The organism is Micromonospora sp. DSM 43699 (assembly GCF_055517075.1).
This window is the reverse complement of the sequence record NZ_JBTMMT010000007.1, coordinates 45,975-68,895: the sequence shown is the minus strand read 5'-3', so window position 1 is coordinate 68,895 and position 22,921 is coordinate 45,975. Positions and strand designations below refer to the sequence as shown.

Genomic DNA, 22,921 nt, shown 5'->3' with positions numbered 1-22,921 from the left:
GCAATCCCGCTCCCCGGTTCCGCTTCTTCCGACCGCCGCACCGCTCATCACCGAACCGACGGCTGTTGATTGGTGGTGGTACGCCCGTCGATCCAGGTGATGCGGTCGAACCCGTACGCCAGGCAGGCGTCGCGGACCTGGCCGTCGATCGTCTCCATCTCGTTGCGCAGGACGAACTCGCCGCCGACGCGGTACAGCGACAGGACCACGCGGACCCCACGCGACGGCTCCGCGTCGAGCGGCAGCTCGATCCGGGCCCCACCGAAGGTCGACACGACGAGCACGCCGCCCCAGCACAGCTCGATGTCCCGTTCCGAGAACGCGTAGACGATCAGACGGTCGATGTCGCGGCACCGCCGCAGGTCGAGGCTGAGTTGTTCGTCGCGACCCGCCCCCTTGACGATCACCGGGACGGCGGGGTTCCCCGCCACCAGGGCCTGGTCGCCGGCGTTCTGCACCGTCGACGACTGGCCGGTCCGGAGCTGGTAGGCGCAGCCGAGGCGGAGGTCACCCACCCCGTCGGGGCGGAGCATGCCGATGACCAGTGCCCCGATGCCCGACTGCAGCCTGGTCAGGGTCACCGTGGGCGTGGCGGCGTCGAGCACGGTGGTGCCCGTCCGGGTCCGTACGACGTCCCGGGTCGCACTGGGGTGCAGCGGCGGGGGCACCACCGCCTTCGCTGCCACCGCCGGGGCTGCCGCCGCTGGAGACGACAGGTCCAGCGAGGTCGACCGGGACGGGGCCGGCGCAGCCGTTGCGGACGTCGACCCGGCTGCGCCCCGCCGTTGGGGGCGTGGACCGCGCGAGGCCAGGAAGTCGGCTACCGCGCGCTGGCCGGGGTCGGTGCTGGACACTGCGGCCGACCGGACCCGACGCCTCAGGAACGGCAGGTCGTCGCGCTGGGGAGCGGACCCGGGGTCGGGGATGCTCACAGGGTGACCCCGTAGTCGGCAGCGATGCCCGCGATACCGGAGCCGTAGCCCTGGCCGATCACCTTGAACTTCCAGCCGCCGTCGTGCCGGTAGATCTCTGCCAGCACGGCCGCGGTCTCCCGGTCCAGGATCGGGACCAGGTCCTCCGACCGGACGAGTTCCCGGTCGTCGGCGAGGTTCAGCACCCGTACCACGCAGTGCCGCAGTTGACCCAGGGTGCGCCGGTGCACGGAACCGTCGTTGAGATACAGCACGACGACGATGCGCCGGATGTCCTCCGGTACGGCGGTAAGGTCGATCTCGATCTGCTCGTCGTCGGTGCCGAGGGCCTCCGTCAGCTGCCGGACGGACAGGTCCGGGGAGCTCAGCTGGTTGAAGAACACGAAATGCTCGTCGGAGAGCGCCCGGTGCGCGGCATCGCAGAGGATCGTCGCGGTCACCAGACTCCGGGCCAGGGCGGTCTCCGCGCCCGCGCCCCACGAGACGCCGACCACGACGCCGGTCAGATCGGGCACCTCCCGGGTGAGGGCCACGTTCGCCCCCCGCCTCATCACCGCCATCAGAGGTCCAGGTCCGATCGGGAGAACTTGGCCCGCAGGAATTCGCCCTGCGCGGTCAGGGCGTTGGCATCGTCGCGCCACACCGCGGCACGCACCTCCCGGGCCGAGTCGAGCAGTACGTCGAGCTGCTCCCGCAGGGACTCCACCGCGGTGACGCCGGTTGCCTGCGGCACGTCGAGCTGGCTCGGATCGAGGGCCAGGAAGCCCCGCATACTGGTGGGAAGATAGTCGTCGATCATTCCCTGCACCGAGATCGCGGCGAAGGTGTCGATCGGTCGGCTCTCCCCGCGCGCGATCACCTCCCCGAGGATGTCGGTGATCCGCCGGGCGGTCACCACCACGTCACCGGGGAGGCGACCCGCGCTGCGGTTGACCAGACGCACGACCTCACCCAGCCGGTCACGCATCTCCCCGTCGGGCGTCGGCCCGCCCGGTGACACGCCGGGCCGCGCTCTACGAAACCACGCCATGACAGTCCCAACAGGTCGTCGTTGCAGGTCAGGACCCGACAGATCCGGCGGTGCCACGCTCGTCCCGGCGGGTACGTTCCAGGTAGGGCTTCGCCCGTTCGAGCTGTCCCTCCAGCACCCGCACTGTCTGCGCCATGCTGTCCACCGCCTGACCGCGGAACGTGTCCAGGGCGTCCATCGTCTGGAAGACGTTGTCGAACGCCGCCTGGAGCCGGCCGAGGTCGAGCGTCGCGTCGGCCGCCTGCTGGCTGATCTGGGCACCCTGGGTACGCAGCTGCGCAGAGGTCGACTCGATCAGCGTGGAGGTGACCGTGTTCAAGGCCGTCACCTGGTCGAGCACCAGCTTCTGCCGGGCCAGCGCCTGGGCCACGATGACCGCCGTCCGCAGAGCGGTGACTGTCGTCGTCCGGGCCCGGTCGACGCCCTTGATGAGCTCGATGTTGTTCTTGCGGACCAGGTCCAGCGCCAGGTAGCCCTGGACGGCGACCGCCAACTGGGTCATGATGTCCTGCCGCCGCTGCCGGACCGGGAACAGCACGTCGGCACGCAGCGTCTGCGCGTCCTCGGTCCTCCCGGCGGCCTCGCACTCCGCAACTTTCGCCTCGACGGCGGCGTCGAGGGCGGCCGCGAGCTCCTGGTATTCGCCGAGCCGGCCCATCGCGGTCCACATGCCGGCCTTCTCCGTGTCGATGCCGGCGTTGTCCTTGCGCAGTTCGTCCTGGCCCGACTCAAGTGCCCTGATGATGGCGTTGAGGTGGCCCTGTGCCGACTGGAACCGGTCGAAGTAGCGGCGGAGCCGGTCCCCACCGGGCAGGAATCGCAGGACCTTGCGCGCCCCGCCGAGATCTGCCCGACCCGGGTCCAGTTCGGCGACGGTGGAGCGGAGGTCGGCCAGGGTGTTCGCGACCCGGGTCTGCGCGTCGTCACCACCGGCTCCCCGGGCCGACCGCAGCGCGGCGGCCGGACGTTCGAGCATGCGGTTCGACACGCCGGCCGATGCCCTCATCTCCCGTTCGCCCATCGACGTGATCGCGCCGACCTTCTCGCCGAACTCGGGTGACCGCATGTCCAGCGCGGTCAACTCCGCGACGAACGACTCCGCCTTCCCGCGCAGTTCCCGCTGTTTCGCGCTGTCGACGGGCACGGCGCCGGCGGCCTGCTCCCGCTCCACCACGACGACGGGTACGGGCGGGGTGAGCACCAACCCCGCGCCGGGACCACCCTGCGGGGACGGCGCAGCGGGGGCACCGAGATCGAGTTCGGACACGGAAGCAGCTCCTTGCCTGGTGTCGGCCCGGTTCGAGCCGTCGGAGGGACCGGTCACAGGTGTGCGGTGACCGCCGGAAGAAGATCACGGAACGTACGACCGGAGGCGGCGGCACCGATCGCCGCCATCGACCACCCCTGCCCGTCGCGGACCACCTTGGCCATGATCTGGGCGGTGTGCCGACCGGAGCCGGTCAGGTCGTACCGGGCCACCTCCCGGCCGGTCGTCTCGTCGACCAACCGGCAGAACGCGTTCTCGATCTGGGAGAAGTCCTGGCCGGTGAACGAGTTGACGGTGAATACCAGCGCACTGACCTGCGCGGGAACGCGGGACAGGTCCACCCGGATCGACTCGTCGTCACCCTCGCCGTCGCCGGTGAGGTTGTCTCCGGTGTGCTGGATCGAGCCGTCGCGGCTGCGCAGCTGCCGGAACCACACCTGGTCCACCAGGGCACCGTTGACGTCGAACAGCAGGCAGGACGCATCGAGGTCGATCGTCTGCCGCCGCGTGCCGAACAGGCCCCGCTTCGGTGCGGCGTCCCACCCCAGACCCATCAGGACCCGGGTCAGCGTCTCACCACCGGCCTTGACCAGGGATACCCGCTGGCCCTTGGACAAACTTACCGCCATGATCGTCCTCCGTGCTTCGTCGTGTTCACAGCCAGCTCTCTGTGGTTCCTGCGGGAGTTCACTTGCGCGCCGAGGTCCACGTCATGTTCCAGCCGTACGCGCGGTCCAGACTCTGCTGGCCACCGTCGATGTAACGCCCCTCGCGGCGGACCGACAGGTCACCACCGGCCGACTCGATCATCGCGATGGCGCAGATCCGTGCCCCGGGCCGTGACTCGTCCAGACGCACCTCGACCTGCGGCCCGCTGACCGGGAACAGGGTCACCACGCCGTCGGCGGCAGCCCAGTTCGGCACCCCCTCGTAGATCAGCGCGAAGACCAGGATGCGGCGGATCCGCGCCGCGTGGCGCAGGTCGATGAAGAGGTTCTCCCCACCGGACTGGTTACCCGACCGGTCGTCGCCGTCCAGCCAGATCACCGGCTCCCCGAAGCCGGGAAGCCCTGCCTGGAAGGTGTTGCCAAGCGCCTGGACGACCCCCTTGGACCCGTCGACGAACTCGTACAGGCAACCGAGGTCCAGGTCGATGGAGGAGGCGGCGCGCCGGCCGAACATGCCGCCGCGCGTCGGGCCGGTGTTCCAGTTCAGGTTGACGCGCAGGACGCCGGTGGTGGCCCCCTGTTTGGTCAGCGAGACCGCAGGGGCCGCCTTGGTCAGGGTCACCTTGGACAGGGACACCGGCCCCGGCGGGGGAGTGGCGGGCCCCTTGGGCCGCCTGGTGTAGTCGATAGGCATGGACACTGCTCCCTCTCGGGGGTGGGTGTGGCTGCTGGTGGGCGAGCGTCAGACCGGGGTGAGCTCGCGCGCCTCGACGTCCCCCGTGGCGGCGTTACGGCGGTTGCGCACGATCGAGGAGACCAGGGCCGCCGAGATGAGACCCACGCCGATCAGGCCGGTGACGACCTCGGGGATCTCCACCCTGATCGTGAAGAGCAGCAGGACCGCCAGCGCGCCGATGGCCCACTGGGCACCGTGCTCCAGAAAGACGTACTCGCTCAGGGTGCCCTGACGTACCAGGTAGACGGTCAGCGACCGGACGAAGAGCGCGCCGCTGCCCAGGCCGATGGCCATCACGATCGGGTCGGAGGTGATGGCGAAGGCGCCGATGACGCCGTCGAAGCTGAACGACGCGTCGAGCAGTTCCAGGTAGAGGAAGGAGAAGAACGCGGCCTTGCCGGTCTTGACGGCGAGCTGGCTGGCACCGCTCCGGTTGGTGACCCGCCCGATCCGCTCCGCGCCACCGTGGATGCCGGGGAGGCTCTGCACCTCGTCCGCGTCCTCGTCGGCCTCGAACAGCTCGCCGAGCCCGTTGACCAACAGGTAGGTGACCATGCCCAGGATGCCGGAGACCAGCACCGTGGCGGTCTTGCCCGCCGGGGCGAGGGTGTACCCGGCCACCGCGACGGTGATCATGGCGACCACGACCGACAGTTGGTCGAGCTTCCCGATCCGCGCCAGGGGTCGTTCCAGCCACGACAGCCAGGTGATCTCACGGTCCTCGAAGACGAAGTCGAGGAACAGCATCAGCAGGAAGACCCCGCCGAACGCGGCGATCGCCGGGTGGGCGTCACGCATCAGGTGCCCGTAGGTCCCGGGGACGTCCGGGTCGCCCTTCTCCAGGGCGAGGGTGACCGCCTCGACGGGGGACAACTGGGCGGTGATGCCGACCACGGCCAGCGGGAACAGCAGCCGCATGCCGAAGACCGCGATCGCGACACCGAGCGTCAGGAAGAGCCGTTGCCAGAACGGGCTCATCCGTTGCAGCACTGTCGCGTTGACGACGGCGTTGTCGAACGACAGGGAGAGTTCCAGGACCACCAGGATCGCGGCGATGGCCAGGCCGCCAGGCCCGGCGTACAGCAGGGCCGCCGTGAGGGCGACGGCGGTGAGGGCGATCGAACCCCCGAAGGTTCTCAGCAGCACGTCTCTTCCTTCTGTCGGACCGGGTGGGTGGCCGGGCCGGGATGGGTGGCCGGGCGGACCGGCGGGGAGGGAGCGGGCGACGCCGGCTCGGCGGGGCTCGGCCTCCTGGCCGGCGGGCCACCCACCCCAGGTCGGTACGGTCGTCAGCCGATGTTGACGCCGAAGTCGCGAGCGATCCCGGCCAGGCCCGACACGTAGCCCTGGCCGACCGCCCGGAACTTCCAGTCGGCGCCGTGCCGGTAGAGCTCGCCGAAGATCATCGCGGTCTCGGTGGACGCGTCCTCGGTCAGGTCGTACCGGGTCAGCTCGGCACCGCCGGCCTCGTTGACCACACGGATGTAGGCGTTGCGCACCTGCCCGAAGGACTGGCCGCGGGACTCCGCCTCGTAGATCGACACGGTGACCACGATCCGGTCCACCTCCGCCGGCACGCCGGCCAGGTTCACCTTGATCGACTCGTCGTCGCCGTCCCCGTCGCCGGTCAGGTTGTCGCCGGTGTGTTCCACCGAGCCGTCCGGGCTGACCAGGTTGTTGAAGAACACGAAGTGCGCGTCGGAAAGGATCTTGCCCGAGCTGTCGAGCAGCAGCGCGCTCGCGTCCAGGTCGAAGGCCGCACCGCTGGTCGTCCGTGCATCCCAACCCAGTCCCACCACCACCGCGGTCAGGCCCGGCGCCTGCTTGGTGAGGGAGACGTTGCCGCCCTTGCTGAGGCTGACACCCATGCTGATCCTCCTACTGATGTTCGTCGTCGTACATCCGTGGCCGATGCGGTATCGGCCCCCGGCCGTTCAATCCGCCCGTCGTCGCCGATTCGGCGCACGGACCGGCAACGATCACCACTCGGGCGAGTGGCGTCGTCGATTATGGGAAATTGGATTCCAGGATCTCCGTCAAGGCATGTCCGCCGTCAGTCGGAAAACGATCAGTCTGCCGAACCGAAGTGCGAAGACTGCCAGTTCGACGCGACCCCCACCCCTGATCCCCGTTCGACTCCTACCTACGTCAGGACTTCGATGAAGCCATCTCCGCTCCCCTGGAACCACCCTCGGAGAGGTCCGACCCGTTACCCCACGAAGGGTACGACCGGCCCGCAAGCCGGGGCAGACACTGCACCTCTACGTGATGCATGGATCTGCGGAGTCCACTGTGCAGTAATCGCTGGAAAGACGTCGCCCCACCTGAAACAACAGACACGGACGCCTGCCACCCGACGAAGATAGAGACCCGTTGAGGGTTCGGCAAATCGCCGTGCGGCCGTCGACCGCACCTCGATCCGGATTCGATGAACCGATCGTCAATCCACCGCACCCGACGAGGAGCCTCGGACACTACCCGAAGGCCGCCCGACAAAGGGGGCGGCACTATTCGGCCTTTCGGTCGGCACGCACTCGACCCGCTCCGCCAATCGCCACCCGGGCCGGCGACGAAACGGCCAGCCGCCCAGCCAGACGGACCAGTCCTCCCTGATCAGGGCAGACCGGCGGATGGCCGGCCCGGCGGACCCTTCTCGTCGCTCAGCGGACGTCCGTCCCCTGACCAGACGACGCTGTCATGCACCCGACAGCCCTGTCACGCCCGGAAGACGAGCGGTTCCGCACCCGACTCCCGGCGACCTACAGAAAGCACCACGACCGTCACACCGGCCCAGGCCCCTGTCGAAGATCCGACATGGACGACCGCCCAATCGGGAGAAACCTCTCATCCGATTACCGAGGGCCAGCACCTGCAATCGCCCAGGCTGTCCCGATCAGTCGCATGCTGGCCATGGTGGCCGCTCCGCCATCCCTCGCTACACATAGGACTGACGTGGGCATCCTCAAGGAGATGCAGCGGGCGCATGCGCGACAGGTGCGCGCCCAGAAGCAGGCTCAAGCCGCCGCACATCGGCATCACCAGCAGCTCCGCCGAGATGCCGAACGCGCGCTGAACGCCGCGCAGCGTACCGCCGTCGCGAACGAGCGCGAACGAAAGCGACTGTACGTCGAAGCGCGCCTGGCTGAGGTCGCCGCCGACAACTGCGACCGATCGCGCCTGGTCAGACGAGTTCTCCCGCTGCTCGGATTCATCGGAGCGCTCCTGCTCGTCGCCTCCTTCACCGCCGTGCTGTTCGACGTCTGGGGACGAACCTCCGCGCAGTCGAGGCTCGCGCACTTCCGATCGCACTGTGGGAGCTCTCACTGGGCGTGTGGCTGATCGCCAAGGGCTTCAAGCCCTCACCTGACGACGCGGGTTGAGCGATTGTTCGGAACAGGATGGCGGGTCGACGGGGACCGATCTGGCGCAGGTACCGAGGTACCTGCGCCAGATCGGTCCGCATCCGGACTACCGGCTCACACGCGCTGGAGGGCGAAGCGCTGGTTGGCACCGCCGCCCGGGGTCCATTGCGAGATGCGGGCACCGTCGGCGGTCGACGCGCTGAACACGTCCATCGCCAGGCCGCTCTGGCGGTTGACCAGGCTCACCGTGCCGCCGCCCTGGTCCACCACGCGCCACTGCTGGCTCGCGGCGTTGGAATCGGGTTGCTGGCTGATGTCGGCGCCGGTGCTCGAACTCGCGACCTGCAACACCAGGCCGCTGTGCCGCGCCCGAATCCGGTAGTAGCCGCTACCCGAGTCGACGAAGTCGAACTGCTGGTTGAGCCCGCTGGACACCGACCACTGGATCAGCAGCGCGCCGGCCGCGGTGGACGCGCCGTTGATGTCCACGGCCTTGCCGCTGTGCTGGGCCACCAGCCGGTAGTACACGCCGGTCTGCGGACCGCTGCCGCTGCCCGCCGTCTCCACCGGTCGCCGGGACAGCGCCAGGGCCTGGCCGACGTCCGGCAGGGGCCGCAGCCGGTAGGTGTAGGAGTAGTCCCGGTTGGCGAACAGCTTGTACTGGTCCAGGGTCTGCGCGCCCCAGCTGTCGTTGCCGCCGACACCCATCTGGCGGTGGTTGAGCCGCAGCACGACCTCCGACCGCCGCGTCAACTGGTAGTCGTGCCGGGCACCGGTCGACAGGTCCTCCGGGGTGTAGTGCGACGCGTTCACCTCCAGCAGCGGTTCGCCGAACGCGAGCAGGCCACGGCCGCTGCCGTTGACCAGTGCTACCCACCGCACGTCGGTCTTGTTGCCGTTCTCCTGCGGCCGGATGTAACCGGTCCACTGCCCCGAGACGGTCGAGGAGTACACACCGACGTCGGACCCGCTGTTGCGGTCCCAGTGGTTCTCCTCCGGCCCGCGGCCGTAGTAGCGCACCTGCTCCAGGTCGGCGGGCAGGAACAGGATCGTGCCCACCTCCGGGATGTACGGCAGGCTGGTCGCCCCGGGGTGCAGGGTGTTGTCCACCTTGATCTCCCCGTTGCCGTACACCGTGTACGTCGTGGTGTACGTCGACGTGGTGCTGGTCGGCAGGGTGCCGGTGACCGCGATCCGGACGGCGCGGTCCGACGGCTTGCTGACGGAGAACCCGGTTACCCTCCGGTCCAGGCCGGCCCGCCGCCAGGTGCCGTTGCGGCTGGGCTGGCCGTTGCCCCGGTCGTTGTCCGTGGGCGCGCGCCAGAAGTTCGGCACCGGGCCGGAGTTGACCAGCCGCACACCCATCGCGTCGAACGAGCTGATCGTGCCGGTCGCCTTGGCGAAGACGACGGTGAAGTCCGTGCCCGCGACGGTGACGCGGTCACTGGCCTCGGTGACCGTCAACGCCGGCACGTCCGCCACCGGCGTCGGCACGATGGGCGGGCTGGAGAAGTTCACCGGGAGCTGTTGCCGCGCCACCTCGTACCCCGCATCGGCCCAGGCCGTGGCAGTCGTAAGGGTGAACGACAGTTCGAGGAAGTGCTCCTCCCCCGGTGCCGGGGCGGTCGGCCGCTGCACGGGCAGCTGCACGGTCTTGCTCGTCAACGGCGCGATGTCGAGCTGCGCGGTGGTGAGCGTTCCGCTTTGGACGACCTTGCCGTCGGCGACCAGCGCCCACCGGCCGGTGAACTCGTTGACGTTGGTGAACAGGTTCTCGTTGGTGATCTTGACGACCCCGCTGGTGACGTCCGCGCCCGCCGAGACGGTGATCGCCTGGTAGACCCGCTTGACCTCGGCCGCCTTGCCGGCCGGCCGCCGGTCCGCGTTGACGATGCCGTTGGCACAGAAGTTGCCGTCGTTGGGGTTGTCGCCCCAGTCGCCGCCGTACGCGAGGTAGGTCCCGCCGCCCGACGGAATCGGCCGGCGCAGGCTCTGGTCGACGAAGTCCCAGATGTACCCGCCTTGCAGGACCGGATAGCGCCGGATGATGTCCCAGTACTCCTTGAAGTTGCCGTTGGAGTTGCCCATCGCGTGCGAGTACTCGATCATCACGTACGGGCGGGTGTCGGAGGTGTCCCTGGCGCGGCCCTCGACCGCGGACGGGCTCTCGTACATCCGGGACCGGATGTCACTGACCTCGCGCCGGTTGTCGCCCTCGTACTGGATGATCCGGGTCGGGTCGGCCGAGCGGATCGCGTTGCGCATCGCCACGAAGTTGCTGCCGCCGCCCGCCTCGTTGCCGAGCGACCAGATGACGACCGACGGGTGGTTCTTGTCGCGGTGCACCATCTGGACGGCCCGGTCCACGACGGCCGCGGTCCAGGCGGAGTTGGAGTCGGGGTAGTTGTCCCGCACGCCGTGGGTCTCCAGGTTGGCCTCGTCCATGACGTAGATGCCGTACTCGTCGGCGAGGTCGTACCACACCGCGTTGTTGGGGTAGTGCGAGGTCCGGACGGCGTTGATGTTGAGCCGCTTCATCAGCTTGATGTCGGCGACCATGTCCTCGCGGGTCAACGCCTGCCCACGGTCGGGGTTCGTCTCGTGCCGGTTGGTACCGCGCAACGACACAGGCTGACCGTTGATCCGCATCAGGCCGCCCGAGAGCGTGAACTCGCGGAAGCCGACCCGTGCCGACGCGGTCTGGGTGACCGCGCCGGACGGGTCGCGCAGTTGCAGCACCGCGGTGTAGAGGTTCGGGTGCTCGGCCGACCAGAGCTTCGGGCCCTGGACGGCCTGGGAGCCCTGCGCCGTCGCGTCCTGCCCGACCGGCACCGCGCCCACGTTCACCGGTACCCGCAGGGGCGACGGCCAGACGGCCTGCCGGTTGGCGTCGTAGAGCTGGACCTCCACCGAGTACGTCCCTGACTGCTGCGCGCCGCGGTTGCGCACCGCGACCTTCACCGCCAGGTCGGCGTTGGTGTAGTTGTCCCGCAGCGGGGTGGTGAGCGTGAAGTCGCGCAGGTGCACCGCGGGCACCGAGTACAGGAAGACCGGCCGGAAGATCCCGGACAGCCGGATCATGTCCTGGTCCTCCATCCAGTCCCCGTCCGGGAACCGGTAGACCTCGACCGCGACCAGGTTGGAGCCGGCCCGGACGTAGTCGGTGACGTCGAACTCGGCCGGCGTGTACGAGCCCTCGCGGTACCCGACCTTGGTTCCGTTGACCCACAGGTAGAACCCGGACTTGACGCCCTCGAAGTGCAGGTGTACCCGCCGCCCCTGCCAGGCGGCCGGGAGGTCGAACCGCCGGCGGTACTGGCCGACCGGGTTGAACCGCGTCGGCGCGAACGGCGGCTGGGGGTTCTCGTTCTGCCCGTTGGCGCCCGACCAGGGGTAGGTGAAGTTGGTGTAGATCGGGAAGTCATAGCCGTGCTGCTGCCAGTTGGCGGGCACCGGGATGGTCGGCCAGGCGGTGTCGTCGACGTCGGTGCGGTAGAAGTTCAGGTCACGGTCGGCGGGCTTGGCGACGTGCTTGAAGCGCCACGTCCCGGTGAGGTCGAGCCGGTACGGCGACGTGGTGCGGTCGGCGTCCAGCGCCTGCTGGAGGTCGGCGTACGGCATGGAGGTCGCGTGCGGCAGCTCCGAGTTGACCTCGAAGATCCCGATGTTGTTGTTCCACTCGGGGTAACCGTTGGGCGGGTCCACCCACGCGGCCGCGACTTCGGGTGCCGCGCCGGACGCGCCCGACGCGATCCCGCCCGGCAGGGCCACGGCCCCCAGAGCGGCGAGCCCCCCGCCGAGAACCGTGCGCCGGCGGACGGATCGTCCTTGGTCCTGCGGGTCGTTCATCATCGTCTCCCATGAGTGCGTGGAACTGTGGTGGCGGCGTCAGGCCCGCACGCCTCCGCTGCCGGTTCAGTCCGGGCTGTGCGTCGACATCGCCCAACGCGGGCACCCCCGGCGGCACCGGGATCGTCGGTGCGGGGTGGGCGCGAGGTGGCCGACCGCGCGACATCTGGCTGGGGCGCGGCTCTTCAACGGTCGGGAGCCGGCACCGCACACCGGATCGCCTCCCTCGTCGCAGGCCACGGCTGAGTCCCGTAACGGGACCAACCCAGTGCCAGCAGTGTGGCACAGTCGCGGTCGAGCCGGCCAGACTGGATCGCACTTTCTTCACCGACGCAAACGCACCTGCCGAATGAGCAGACCCATCGACGGGAGCCATCGTCCAGACTTGTGGATTAGGAATCTCCGATCATACAACGGCAGTGATGGTGATGGATTCGCCCGCGCGCCGCCGGCGGGACCGGCCCGGTCGCTGGCGTGGGGGTCATCCGAGTTGACTACGGTGAGCACGGAGGTACCGTCCCGACCCTCGTTGGCGCGCGGGCCTTGCCGGTAACCTCCATCGGCCATCGGAAGGCACGTCCCCCCAAGGTCATCCACAGGTTTCAAGCATTGCTCGCGGTTGGGACGTCAGCAGGCGGGTCAGTCCGGAAAGCGAGCGGGTGCTGCCGGAGATCCCCGTTCGGCGGTGGCTGCTCGCCGACAGGGCGCAGTAAAGCTGCCCCTGTCGTCGAGGATTCCTGAGGGTTGGCCCACCGCAATTTCCATGCCGCATCGAGCAGGGCAAATGCGAATGTCGCCGGGGTTGAGGGCGGCCTCGGGATGGTGCTGGCAGAATCGCCGGTGTACTCACGTTTCGTAGGCGAGCGCCCACTGGAGGTGGAAGTCCGCGACGTCGCGCATCCACTGCCGGTCCGGGAAGTCCCCCTCGGCGATCCGAAGTGGGCCGCCGACCAAGTCCAGGTGCATGACGTACTGGTAGTACTTGACACGCTGCGGGTCGAGATTCGGGTTGCGGAGCGCCTCGTAGTGCGGGCCGAAGCGCATCCGCATCCAGCAGTGCTCGACTTCGACGTCGGTGTACATCAGACCCTCGATGTCGATGATGACCAGCTCCCCGTCCGGCCCGACGAGCGTGTGTTCAGCGCAGAGTTCGCCGTGGACCACGCCGTGCTCCGCGCGGGGTTCGAGGGCGGCGTGCAGAGTGCGGAGTTGTTCCGGCATCGGCAAGGTTCCGCTCTGCCGTCATTTCCGGTCCTCTCCTGGAACGCCTGCGTCGACCCTCCGCCAGTGGTACCGGCATGACCGCGCATCGCGCGTGGCCGCGCTAACCTCCACCGTCATGGACGGGCTTGCGGCGGGCACCTACGAGCATCTGATCACCCACCAGTTCGCCACCCGGCTCCGCCACCTCGACCCGGCCCACGTCCAGCAGCACCCCCTGGACGCCGCCGACTCCCACCACCCCCTCACCCGGCACCTCGCCGCCCTGATCAGCCGTGCCCTGCAAGCCGTCCCGAACGGCGATGACAAGCTCCGTCACCAGATCGACCTGACCAACCGGATCGCCGAGGCCATCGCCACCCTCAGCCCCGCCGCGACCGACCAGCACGACCAGATCGCCGACGCCCGCAACCTGCTGCACGCCATCGCCGCCCCACCCACACCCCCGGCGCAGCCGACCTTCCCCCAGCGCCCCACCACCCCGCTCTCCACCGGCGCGCTGCTGGTCAACGGCAGGCACCAGCCCCGCATCGGCCACGAGGTCACTCACGAGATGGCGTCGGCGCAGCGCGTCGATCTGCTCTGCGCGTTCATCAAGTGGCACGGCCTGCGCATCGTCGAACCCGCCATCCGTGAGCTGATCCAGCGCGGCGGCAAGCTACGCGTCATCACCACCACCTACCTGGGCGCGACCGACCAACGCGCCCTCGACCGGCTCGCCGAACTCGGGGCCGACGTCAAGGTCTCCTACGAGACGCGTACCACCCGGCTGCACGCCAAGGCCTGGCTGTTCCGCCGCCATAACGGCCTGACCACCGCATACGTCGGGTCGAGCAACCTGTCGAAGGCGGCGCTGGTCGACGGGGTGGAGTGGAACGTCCGGATCTCGAACGTCGAGCAGCCGCACGTCATCGACACGTTCACCGCCACCTTCGAGGACTACTGGAACGATCCGGCGTTCGAGACGTACGACGCCGGGCGGGACGCCGAGCGGCTGCGCCGCGCCCTCAGTGGGGAACGGCGCGAGGACTCGCCGACGCAGATCGCCAACCTGGACGTGCGGCCGTACCCGTACCAGGCGGAGATCCTGGCGGACCTGGACGCGGAGCGGCAGGTGCACGGCCGGCACCGCAACCTGGTGGTGATGGCGACCGGCACCGGCAAGACGGTCGTCGCCGCCCTGGACTACCGGCGGCTGCACCGCGCCGGGCAGGTCGACTCGCTGCTGTTCGTCGCGCATCAGGAGCAGATCCTGCGGCAGAGCCTGTCGACGTTCCGGCAGGTCATGGGGGACGGCAGCTTCGGCGAGACGCTGGTGGGCGGCCAGGTGCCGACGAACTGGACGCACGTCTTCGCCTCCATCCAGTCGCTGCACCGGCGGGAGATCGACCCGCAGGCGTACGACATGGTGATCGTCGACGAGTTCCACCACGCGGAAGCGCCGACGTACGCCCGGTTGTTGGAACGGCTCGCGCCGCGCGTACTGCTGGGGCTTACGGCGACGCCCGACCGGGCCGACGGCGGCGACGTGCGGCGGTGGTTCGACGGACGCGCGGCCGTGGAGCTGCACCTGTGGGAGGCGTTGGAGCGGCAACTGCTCGCACCGTTCCAGTATTTCGGGGTACACGACGACACTGATCTGTCGCACCTGCGGTGGCGGCGCGGCCAGGGCTACGACCTGGCGGACCTCGACGGCGTCTACACCGGTGACGCCGCGCGGGCACGGATCATCCTCCGGGCCGTGCGGGACACCGTGGACGCCGGCCGGATGCGGGCGCTCGGGTTCTGCGTGGGCATCGGGCACGCCGAGTTCATGGCCGACTGGTTCACCCGGCACGGCGTACCGTCGGCGGCGGTGACCTCGCGGGCCGACCGCGCGGCCCGCGACGGGCTGCTGCGGGAGTTCAAGGCCGGGAAGCTGCGGGTGCTGTTCACGGTCGACCTGTTCAACGAGGGTGTCGACCTGCCGATGGTCGACACGATCCTGATGCTGCGGCCCACCGAGAGCGCCACGATCTTCCTCCAGCAGCTCGGCCGTGGGCTGCGCCTCGACGACGACAAGCCGTGCCTGACCGTGCTCGACTTCATCGGCGCGCAGCACGCCAACTTCCGGTTCGATCTGCGCTGGCGGGCGCTGACCGGGGTCAGCCGCCGGGCCGTCAGAGCCGCCGTCGAGCAGGATTTTCCGTCGCTGCCCAGCGGCTGCCACGTGCAGCTCGACCGGGTCGCCAAGGAGATCGTGCTCGACAACCTGCGCACGGCCCTGCCCACGTCCAAGAAGGGTCTGGTGGCCGAGCTGCGGCAGCTCGGTGACGTCAGCCTCGCCGAGTTCCTGCGGGAGGCCGGGCTTGAGGTGGCCGACGTCTACCGGTCGGCGTCGGTCGGCGGGTGGGCCGGGCTGCGGCGGCTCGCCGGCCTGGACACCTCCGCACCCGGCCCGGCCGACCGGGAGTTGGGCCGTGCGATCGGCCGGATGCTGCACCTGGACGACGTCGACCGGCTCGACCTACTGGCCCGGGTCGCCGCCGGTGACCCACCACCGGACGGGCGGCTATGGAACATGTTGCACTTCGACCTGTGGGGGCCGCAGGTGCCGCTATCCGCCCGGGAGGAACGACTCAAGCGGCTGTGGGCGGAGCCGGCACGCTGCGCCGAACTGCGTCAGCTCGCCGAGGTGCTGCGCGACGGCATCCACCGGGTCACCACGCCGGTCGGCGTGCTGCGCGTGCACGCCCGGTACAGCCGCAACGAGGCGTGCGCTGCCTTTGGCATGCCCAACCCCGGGTCGCTGCGGGAAGGCGTGAAGTGGCTGCCAGCCGAGCAGGCGGACCTGTTCTTCGTCACGGTGGTCAAGTCGGAACAGCACTACTCCCCCACCACCATGTACGCCGACCGGGCCATCACCGACCGACTGTTCCAGTGGGAGTCGCAGAGCACCACCTCGGCGGGGTCGGCGACCGGCCAGCGCTACGTCCACCACGCGGCGCGGGGTTCGACGGTGCACCTGTTCATCCGGGAGACCCGGGTGCCGGACCGGGATCTCGGCGCACCGGCCTACCTGTACGCCGGCCCGATGACCTACCAGAAGCACAGCGGGGAACGGCCGATGCGGATCGTGTGGGAGCTGGCGACCCCGCTACCCGCCGACCTGTACGCGGCAGCCCGCACCATCGCCGCCTGACCGGGTCGATGCCGAGCCATTCAGGCGGCGTCGGCGTTCGGGGTGAACCTGACATCCAGCCGCATGTCCAGGGCACGGGCCAGCCGTTCCAGGACAGGCAGCGTGGGGACCGTCCCACCAGCCTCGAAACGCGCTACAGCCGACTGCGTCATCCCGGCGGCGCGGGCCAACTGGCTCTGGCTCCAACCACCGGCCTCCCGCAGATGCCGCACCTCCTGACCCAACTCGAACGCGATCTGGGTCGCCTCGTACGCCTCGGCGACGCCAGGCTCGGCCATCCGGCGGTCACGTAGATCGTTCCAGTCGATGCGGTCACTCATCGTTCCACCCATAGCATTGATGCTATGACCTGAGGTAATGACACGCTGTCAGCGACGATCGCGTGTCGCGTTACGTGTCCGGCTGGACGGTGACTGCGGAGAGGGGCGTCAGCCGGAAGCGGTTGTCAGAACGAGGACGCCTCCACCGTCCGGCTCCCCCCGATGCCCAACTCCTCGATGCGCTGCCACAACGGTGCCAGCGCCGCCTCCGGATCCCGGCTGAACACGCTGCCCCGGATCCGCACGAAGACGCAGTTGCCGACCCGTTCCAGCACCGCCTGCCGGCGCATGTCGCTCTCCCACTGCTCCGGCCCGTGGTAGGCGTCCCCGTCACACTCGATCGCCAGCCGCCGCCCGTCCGGCGCGGGCAGCACGAAATCGATCCGGTACGAACCGATCCGGAACTGCGGCAACGGCCGGAACCCCCGGCGCAACACCCGGCGCAGCACCTCGCGTTCGAAATCACTGTCGCAACGCTTCTCCAGGTCGTCGTAGGACTCCTCGGCGGTGTTGACGTTCTGGCAGTAGCGCAGCAGCAGCCCCCGGGCGTCGTCGTCGCGCAGGTCGTCGGGTTGCACGGAGTGGAACACCCAGAGCTGGTCGCGGGCCCGGGAGGCGGCGACGTTGACCCGGCGGTGATGGTCGCGCTTGGTGAAGGCGGAGACCACCCCGTTGTGCGGGGAGACGACGGTGGACACCAGCACCACGTCGCGTTCGTCGCCCTGGAAGGTGTACGGGTCGCCGACGCGCAGCCGGCGGTGCTCCATCTCCTCCTCGCCGATCTCCTCGCGCAGCCGGGACAGCAGGTAGATTGCCTGCCCGCTGGTGCTGAGCAGGCTGACCACGCCGATGCTGCGCCCCGCGTACGCCGGGTCGGCGACGATCGCGGCGACCCGGGCGACCAGCGCCTCGGCCTCGGCGACGTTGACGTTGCCGTACGTGGGCAGGTCCTGGCGGATGCCCTCGGGCACGTGCACGGCGACGACCGGGTCGCCGATGCCGGCGGGCCGGTCGGTGCGCAGCGGTTCGATCTCGCCGCCGTAGTAGGTGTCGCTGGAGAATCCGATGATCGCCGGTACGGACCGGAAGTGCTCGGTCAACAGGATCCGCTCGGGCGAGCGGCGGACGGCGTGGTCGTAGAGGCTGCTCTCCGGATCGAAGTGCTCCGCCGACGGCACGTCGACCAGGTGTGAGTTGATCAGGCCGGTGACGCTGCCGACGAAGGAGAGCTGTGGCCCGATCTGCTGGTCGTCCCCGACCACGACGGCCCGTTCGGCGAGGCTGAGGATCGGCAGCGCGAACAGGTCGGCCTGGGACGCCTCGTCGACGATGACCACGTCGAATCGGGCACCCCCGGCGAACTGCTCGATGGCCCGGTCGACCGACATCACCCAGACCGGTACGGCGTCCACCGCGGCGGCCATCGCCTTCTGCGCGTGGGCCTGCCACTGGGCGGCGTTCTTCCCGGTCCCCTTGCCGATCTTGCGCAGCGCGGTGGTCCAGTCGGCGAGGGCGGCCCGCCGCCTGTCGTCAAGCGCCAGCGACACCTCCAACCAGGAGGAGGCGACCACCAGCTCCTTGGTGAGCTGCCGGATGCGTTCCCGGGTGCGGTCGACGCGCCGGCCCAGGGCGACCGGGTCGACGCTGCCGACGACCTGGTCGAACCAGGTCTGCGCGCGCCGCCACCGCCACCGGTCGAGGCACTGTGCGCCGGTGCCGTGCAGGGCGGCGGCGGTGCCCTCCTCGATCTGCGCGGTCCAGTCGGGGGCGACGGGTCGCAGCCGGTCGGTGAGCTGGGCGAGGCGTTGCGCCTCGGGGCGCAGGGCGGCGAGCCGGCGTACCTCGTCGAGCAGGGCGTCCCAGCCGTCGAGGTCGCCCTGGTAGCTGTGGTCGAGCAGCCGCCACAGGTCGCTGGCGGCGGGGCTGGCCATGCCGTGCTGGAGCAGTGCGTCGAGCCGGCGTTCCTCGGCCACCAACTCGTCGTGGACGAATACCGCCGTACCCCGGCCGAGCAGGGCGATCAGCGCGGTCAGCCGGCGTACGTCGATGGTGTGCTCGGCGCGCGGCAGCAACCGGCGGACGGTGCCCAGCAGGGTCGGCCAACGCCGCCGGTCCCAGTCCAGCGCGGTGGTGGCGGCGGTGAGCAGCTGGCCGGTCCAGTATTCCGGCTCGTCGCCGACCTCGGCGGGCAGGCCGAGCGGGGTCCGCCACTCCGCCCACCGGGTGGCCAGCGCCTGCCGCAGCCGACGCCGGGTGACGTACGCGACGACGATGTCGACGTCGTCGGCGCTGCGCAGCACCTCGCCGTCGATCCGGCAGTCGGTGGCGATCCGGGCCAGGGTGCCCTGGAACAGCTTGCTGACGCCCTTGCCGGCGGCGAACCGTTGCCGCAGCTCGTCGAGCAGGGCCAGCAACCGGCGTGGTTCGGTCAGGTGGGCGTCGGCGACGGTGACCTCGTGCCCGGCGATGACCCGGGCGGCGGCGGCCAGGTCGGCGAGCGCCTGCTGGCTGGCGGCGACGTGGTCCTCCCACCGGATCCGCCAGTTGGCGTCGGCCTGCAACAGGGTGCCGAGCCGGTCGGTCCACGCCCCCTCCCGCTCGGTGAGCTGGGTGAGGGCCTCCCGCAGTTGCCCGCCGAGCTCCTCCAGGGCGGGCTGCCCGACGGCGCGTACCTCGGCGACCAGCACCCCGGCGTCGGCGAGCCGGTCCAGCTCGCGCCGGGTCTCGGTCAGCTCGCGGCGGTCGGCCCGGATCGCCTCGGCGGTGGGCAGGTCGGCCGCCGTCGGCAGCTGCCGCAGCGCCTGCGCCCGGTCCTGCCGTCCGGTACGTCGGGCGATGTCGAGCAGTTCGCTGAACTCCTCGCCGGTCAGCGGGGCGTCGAGGTCGGGGGCGAGCGGGTCGGGGATGTCGCCGTACCGGTCGGCCCGTTCCCGCAGCCAGGCGCCGACGTCACCGGGGGACAGCCGGATGCCGTCGATCTCGTACCGGGCGGACTCGTTCTCCGCCAGCGCGCGCAGGCCCGCCAGGGCGAGCCCGAGGTCCCGCTCGGCCTCCTCCAGTTGCCGGCGCAGCCGGTCGACCCGCTGCTGCTCGGCACGACGGTCCAGGGTGGCGCCCCGGTCGGAGAGTTCCCGGGCGGCGAGCTGCAACTGGACGAGCTGGTCGGCGGAGCGGCCGAGCACCGCCAGGCAGAGCGGCTGGATCTCCGGCGGCAGGCCGTCGCGCAGCACCCGCAGCGGGTCCTCCTTCTGGGCGACGACGAGCACCCGCTTGCCGTGCGCCATCAGGTGGCAGATCAGGTTGCGGATGGTGTGCGTCTTGCCGGTGCCGGGTGGCCCCTGTACGGCGACGTTGCGGTGCTGGGCCAGCCGGCGGGCGATGGACTCCTGTGCCTCGTTGGTGGGCAGCGGCATGAGCAGCCGTTCACCCAGCGGCTGCCACAGCTGCGGCTGGTCCTGCGGCATCTCCAGCCGGCTCGGTTCGTGGGCGAGGATGGCGGCCAGCGCGCCGATGCCTGTGGTGTCGCCGGCCAGCAACCGGGCCCGCAACTCCTCCAGGAACCGGCGCAGCATCCGCTGTCGGGGCCTGACGAACAGCACCCCGGTGTCGTGCACGTACGGCCCGGCGGGGGCCGGTGCGTCGGCGTCGCGCAGCACCGGGTCGTGGCCGAGCCGGCGCAGCGCCCGCGCGAAGAACTCCCGCCGGTCCTCCTCCGCCCAGACGTCGAGGTCGAGCTGCCCGCCCACCCCGGCCAGGGCCAGCAGTTGCCGCAGGTAACGCTCGTCGAGGCCGGTCAGCGGGTCGGTCTGCAACCGCGCCGGCCCCTGCGGTACGACCCGGACGACCGACCGGTCGGGGTCGAACTCGACGGCGACCGGGGTCACCACCAGCGGGTACTGCACCCGTTGGCCGTCGACCTCGGTGCGGACGATGCCGTGCCCCCAGACCAGTTCGTGGCTGGCGGCGCTCATGTCGACCCGGTGCATCAGGTCGAACAGGGCACGGTGCAGCTGGCGTACCCGGTCGGTGCGGGCGGCCTGCTCGGCCCAGGGTCGCCAGTCCTGCTCGCGCCACTGCGCGAAGCGGGGTGTCAACCGCGCGACCGTCTCCTCGTCACCGGTCAGCCTCGGCTCCGCCGGGTAGGACGGGGTGCCGGCGAGGTGCGGGACCAACTCCACCGGGGTCTTGAGCCGGCCGGGCGCCGCCGGCAGTCCGACCTGCAACCAGCTGACCCCGTCGGCCGAGACGCCCACCTGGCAGTCGGGGTGGTCGGGCAGGTCGTGCTGCCAGAACGCGTCCGTCGTGGGCACCGTCCGGACCGGCTTCTCCAACTGGGCACGGACGGCCATCAGGTAGTCGACGAGCGCGGTGGTGCGCTCCAGGATCAGCGCGGGTGATTCGGTGTCGGACGTGGCGCGGGGGAGCATGCGGCACCTTTGCTGGCTGTGGCGGTCCCCGGCACCCTACCGGCGAATTCCTCCCGGACGGGACCTCCGGTCGGCATTCTTCACCCCGACCGTGTCGTAGGGCCGTTCTAACCTGGGCCGGCAACCACATCGAGGGAGACCACAGTGCTCGACCATCTGGGCATCCAGGCCCGTGACATCCCCGCCAGCCTGGCCTTCTACGACGCCGTCCTCGCCCCGCTGGGCGCCCGCCGGATGCTGGAGTTCGGCGACGTGGTCGGCTACGGCGTCGAGCGGCCCGACTTCTGGCTCAGCCCGACCACCACGCCCGGCCCGCCGCACGAGGCGCACATCGCCTTCACCGCCGCCGACCGGGCCGCCGTCCTGGCCTTCCACGACGCGGCGGTGACCGCCGGTGCCGAGGTGCTGCACGCCCCGAAGCTCTGGCCGGAATACCACCCGACCTACTTCGGCGCGTTCGTCCGCGACCCGGACGGCAACAACGTCGAGGCGGTCTGCCACCGGCCGGAGTGAGGTTCCGCCGCCCGGCCACCACGGCTTCCCGACCCGGTGGGGCGGCGGGCGGCGGCACCCCGGTTCGCGACGGAGAGCCCGGACGCCAACCTGCGTATCCCGGCTGTGACGCGGTGGGGTCGGCACATCTCGGCTGCCGCCCGCCGGGGCGTTCAGACCGGCTCGGCCGCCGCCCGCGCCAGGTTCTCCGGCACGTCCTTGACGTGATAGATCCGTTCGCTCGGCTCGATGCCGGCGAGGAACATCGCGTACACGGCCGCCATCCGGAGCCAGGCCACCGGCCGCAGCAGCGCCACCGCCCGTTCCGGCCGGCAGCCGGGCACGTCGGCCCGCCAGCGGGCGCACCAGTCGGCGACCAGGGCGGCGGCCGGCTCGGCGGGCATCCGCTCGGTGAGCCGGAGGATGTCGAAGGCCGGGTGCCCGACGAACGAGTCACCCCAGTCGATGATGGTGTGTCGCGACCCGTCGGAGCGGACGTTGCCGGGGTGCAGGTCGCCGTGCACGAGGGTGTCCGGCAGCCCACACCGGGCCACCTCGTCGAGCCGCGCCTCCAACCCGGCGAGCAGGGCGCCTGCGGGTCGCCCGGCGAGCCGCTGCCCGTCGATGCCGTGCCCTGTGGTGTCGCGCCCGTCGATGCCGTGCCTGTCGGTGAGCTGGCTGACGCCGAGGTGTGGGGCGACGTGTGGGGCGAGGGTCGCGCGCATCCACCGGGCCAGGGCGACGCCGCGCATGTCCGGTACCCCGGCGGCGACGATCCGGTCGGCGGTGGGCACCGCGCGTACCTGGAGGGCGTGGTGGGTGGCGGCGATCGTGGCGCGTTCGGCGGGATCGGCCCCGTAGCGGTCCTCCCCCGGCACGTGGTCGAGCAGTATCCGCCCCTCGTCGGCGGCGGCGAGCAGCGTCGGCGTGGCCGGGTCGTCGGCCAACAGCCGCAGCACCGCCGCCTCGTGCCGGAAGAAGACCGGCACCTGCTTGAGCCAGGCGGTGCCGCGCGGCCCGTCGAGCCGCCAGATCGCCGACAGGTTCCAGGTGCGCTGCTGGGTCACCAGGGTCGCCGGGCGGCCCAACCGGTCGAGCTGCCCGGCGGCCCAGGCCAGGCTCGCCGCCGGCCCGCCCGGCTGCGCGTAGGGCGCGCGCAGCGGATGCGCCGCCGGCTCCGCCGCCCCCGCCGGCAGCAGCGGTACGCCCACCGGCCCGGCCACCTCCGCCAGGTAGCTGACCTGGCCCCCGGGCGGCCCGTCGCGCTGCCCGGCGAGCAAGCGCAGCACTGTCACCTCGACGCCGTACGCCGCGCGGGCACCGGCGACGATCGCCGCCGCGTCCTGCCACCAGGGCACCGGCACGGCGAAGTCGGGCAGCGCGCCCAGCATCCGGCCGGTGGCGTCGATCAGGACGAGGCGCACGGTGCGGGACAT

The 22,921-nt window shown here is 70.6% G+C and carries 16 protein-coding genes; 3 read left to right on the top strand and 13 right to left on the bottom strand.

The features are described from left to right. Positions 1–47 precede the first annotated feature (47 nt). The 8 genes from AC0AIB_RS05745 to AC0AIB_RS05710 form a co-directional block, all read right to left on the bottom strand. A complete protein-coding gene (locus tag AC0AIB_RS05745; RefSeq protein WP_465096182.1) occupies positions 48–686 on the bottom strand; it encodes a hypothetical protein in 639 nt (212 codons plus the stop codon). A gap of 242 nt (positions 687–928) precedes the next feature. Next, entirely contained in the window at positions 929–1,492 is a 564-nt protein-coding gene (locus AC0AIB_RS05740; protein ID WP_328339732.1) for a TerD family protein, read from the bottom strand. After that, positions 1,492–1,875, bottom strand: a complete 384-nt coding sequence (locus tag AC0AIB_RS05735) for a hypothetical protein (protein WP_328339734.1) — start codon at positions 1,873–1,875, stop codon at positions 1,492–1,494. The genes AC0AIB_RS05740 and AC0AIB_RS05735 overlap by 1 nt, the downstream gene beginning before the upstream one ends. A 115-nt stretch (positions 1,876–1,990) precedes the next feature. Continuing rightward, positions 1,991–3,229 carry a toxic anion resistance protein gene (locus AC0AIB_RS05730; RefSeq protein WP_328339736.1) on the bottom strand — a complete coding sequence of 413 codons (1,239 nt, stop codon included), beginning with the start codon at positions 3,227–3,229 and terminating at the stop codon, positions 1,991–1,993. Positions 3,230–3,282: 53 nt separating this feature from the next. After that, on the bottom strand, positions 3,283–3,858 hold the full coding sequence (locus AC0AIB_RS05725; RefSeq protein WP_328339738.1) for a TerD family protein: 576 nt from the start codon (positions 3,856–3,858) through the stop codon (positions 3,283–3,285). A gap of 58 nt (positions 3,859–3,916) precedes the next feature. Continuing rightward, complete coding sequence (locus AC0AIB_RS05720) at positions 3,917–4,591, bottom strand: TerD family protein (RefSeq protein WP_465096181.1); 675 nt, start codon at positions 4,589–4,591, stop codon at positions 3,917–3,919. Positions 4,592–4,639: 48 nt separating this feature from the next. Then, complete coding sequence (locus AC0AIB_RS05715; RefSeq protein ID WP_328339742.1) at positions 4,640–5,779, bottom strand: DUF475 domain-containing protein; 1,140 nt, start codon at positions 5,777–5,779, stop codon at positions 4,640–4,642. Positions 5,780–5,922: 143 nt separating this feature from the next. Then, positions 5,923–6,501 carry a TerD family protein gene (locus tag AC0AIB_RS05710; protein ID WP_328339744.1) on the bottom strand — a complete coding sequence of 193 codons (579 nt, stop codon included), beginning with the start codon at positions 6,499–6,501 and terminating at the stop codon, positions 5,923–5,925. Positions 6,502–7,585: 1,084 nt separating this feature from the next. Here AC0AIB_RS05710 and AC0AIB_RS05705 point away from each other — a divergent pair. Further along, complete coding sequence (locus AC0AIB_RS05705) at positions 7,586–7,972, top strand: hypothetical protein (RefSeq protein WP_465096180.1); 387 nt, start codon at positions 7,586–7,588, stop codon at positions 7,970–7,972. Between the two features lie 137 nt (positions 7,973–8,109). On the opposite strand, the gene lacZ is transcribed toward AC0AIB_RS05705, so the two are convergent. Further along, complete coding sequence (gene lacZ, locus AC0AIB_RS05700; protein WP_465096179.1) at positions 8,110–11,844, bottom strand: beta-galactosidase, LacZ type; 3,735 nt, start codon at positions 11,842–11,844, stop codon at positions 8,110–8,112. A gap of 846 nt (positions 11,845–12,690) precedes the next feature. Further along, the gene (locus AC0AIB_RS05695) at positions 12,691–13,065 is read right to left on the bottom strand and encodes a hypothetical protein (protein WP_328339750.1); all 375 of its coding nucleotides are present in this window, start codon (positions 13,063–13,065) and stop codon (positions 12,691–12,693) included. Positions 13,066–13,183: 118 nt separating this feature from the next. On the opposite strand from AC0AIB_RS05695, the gene AC0AIB_RS05690 reads away from it, so the two are divergent. Beyond that, positions 13,184–16,246: a DEAD/DEAH box helicase gene (locus AC0AIB_RS05690; protein ID WP_465096178.1), complete on the top strand. Its 3,063-nt coding sequence runs from the start codon at positions 13,184–13,186 to the stop codon at positions 16,244–16,246. Positions 16,247–16,266: 20 nt separating this feature from the next. Here the strand turns inward: AC0AIB_RS05690 and AC0AIB_RS05685 are convergent, their stop codons facing one another. Both AC0AIB_RS05685 and AC0AIB_RS05680 read right to left on the bottom strand, forming a co-directional pair. Next, positions 16,267–16,566: a helix-turn-helix domain-containing protein gene (locus AC0AIB_RS05685; RefSeq protein WP_328339754.1), complete on the bottom strand. Its 300-nt coding sequence runs from the start codon at positions 16,564–16,566 to the stop codon at positions 16,267–16,269. A 125-nt stretch (positions 16,567–16,691) separates the two neighbouring features. Then, positions 16,692–20,993, bottom strand: coding sequence for an AAA domain-containing protein (locus AC0AIB_RS05680; protein ID WP_465096177.1), 4,302 nt, complete (start codon positions 20,991–20,993; stop codon positions 16,692–16,694). Between the two features lie 144 nt (positions 20,994–21,137). On the opposite strand from AC0AIB_RS05680, the gene AC0AIB_RS05675 reads away from it, so the two are divergent. Continuing rightward, positions 21,138–21,506, top strand: coding sequence for a VOC family protein (locus AC0AIB_RS05675; protein ID WP_328339758.1), 369 nt, complete (start codon positions 21,138–21,140; stop codon positions 21,504–21,506). 152 nt (positions 21,507–21,658) lie between these two features. Here the strand turns inward: AC0AIB_RS05675 and AC0AIB_RS05670 are convergent, their stop codons facing one another. Then, on the bottom strand, positions 21,659–22,921 hold the full coding sequence (locus tag AC0AIB_RS05670; RefSeq protein ID WP_465096176.1) for a phosphotransferase family protein: 1,263 nt from the start codon (positions 22,919–22,921) through the stop codon (positions 21,659–21,661).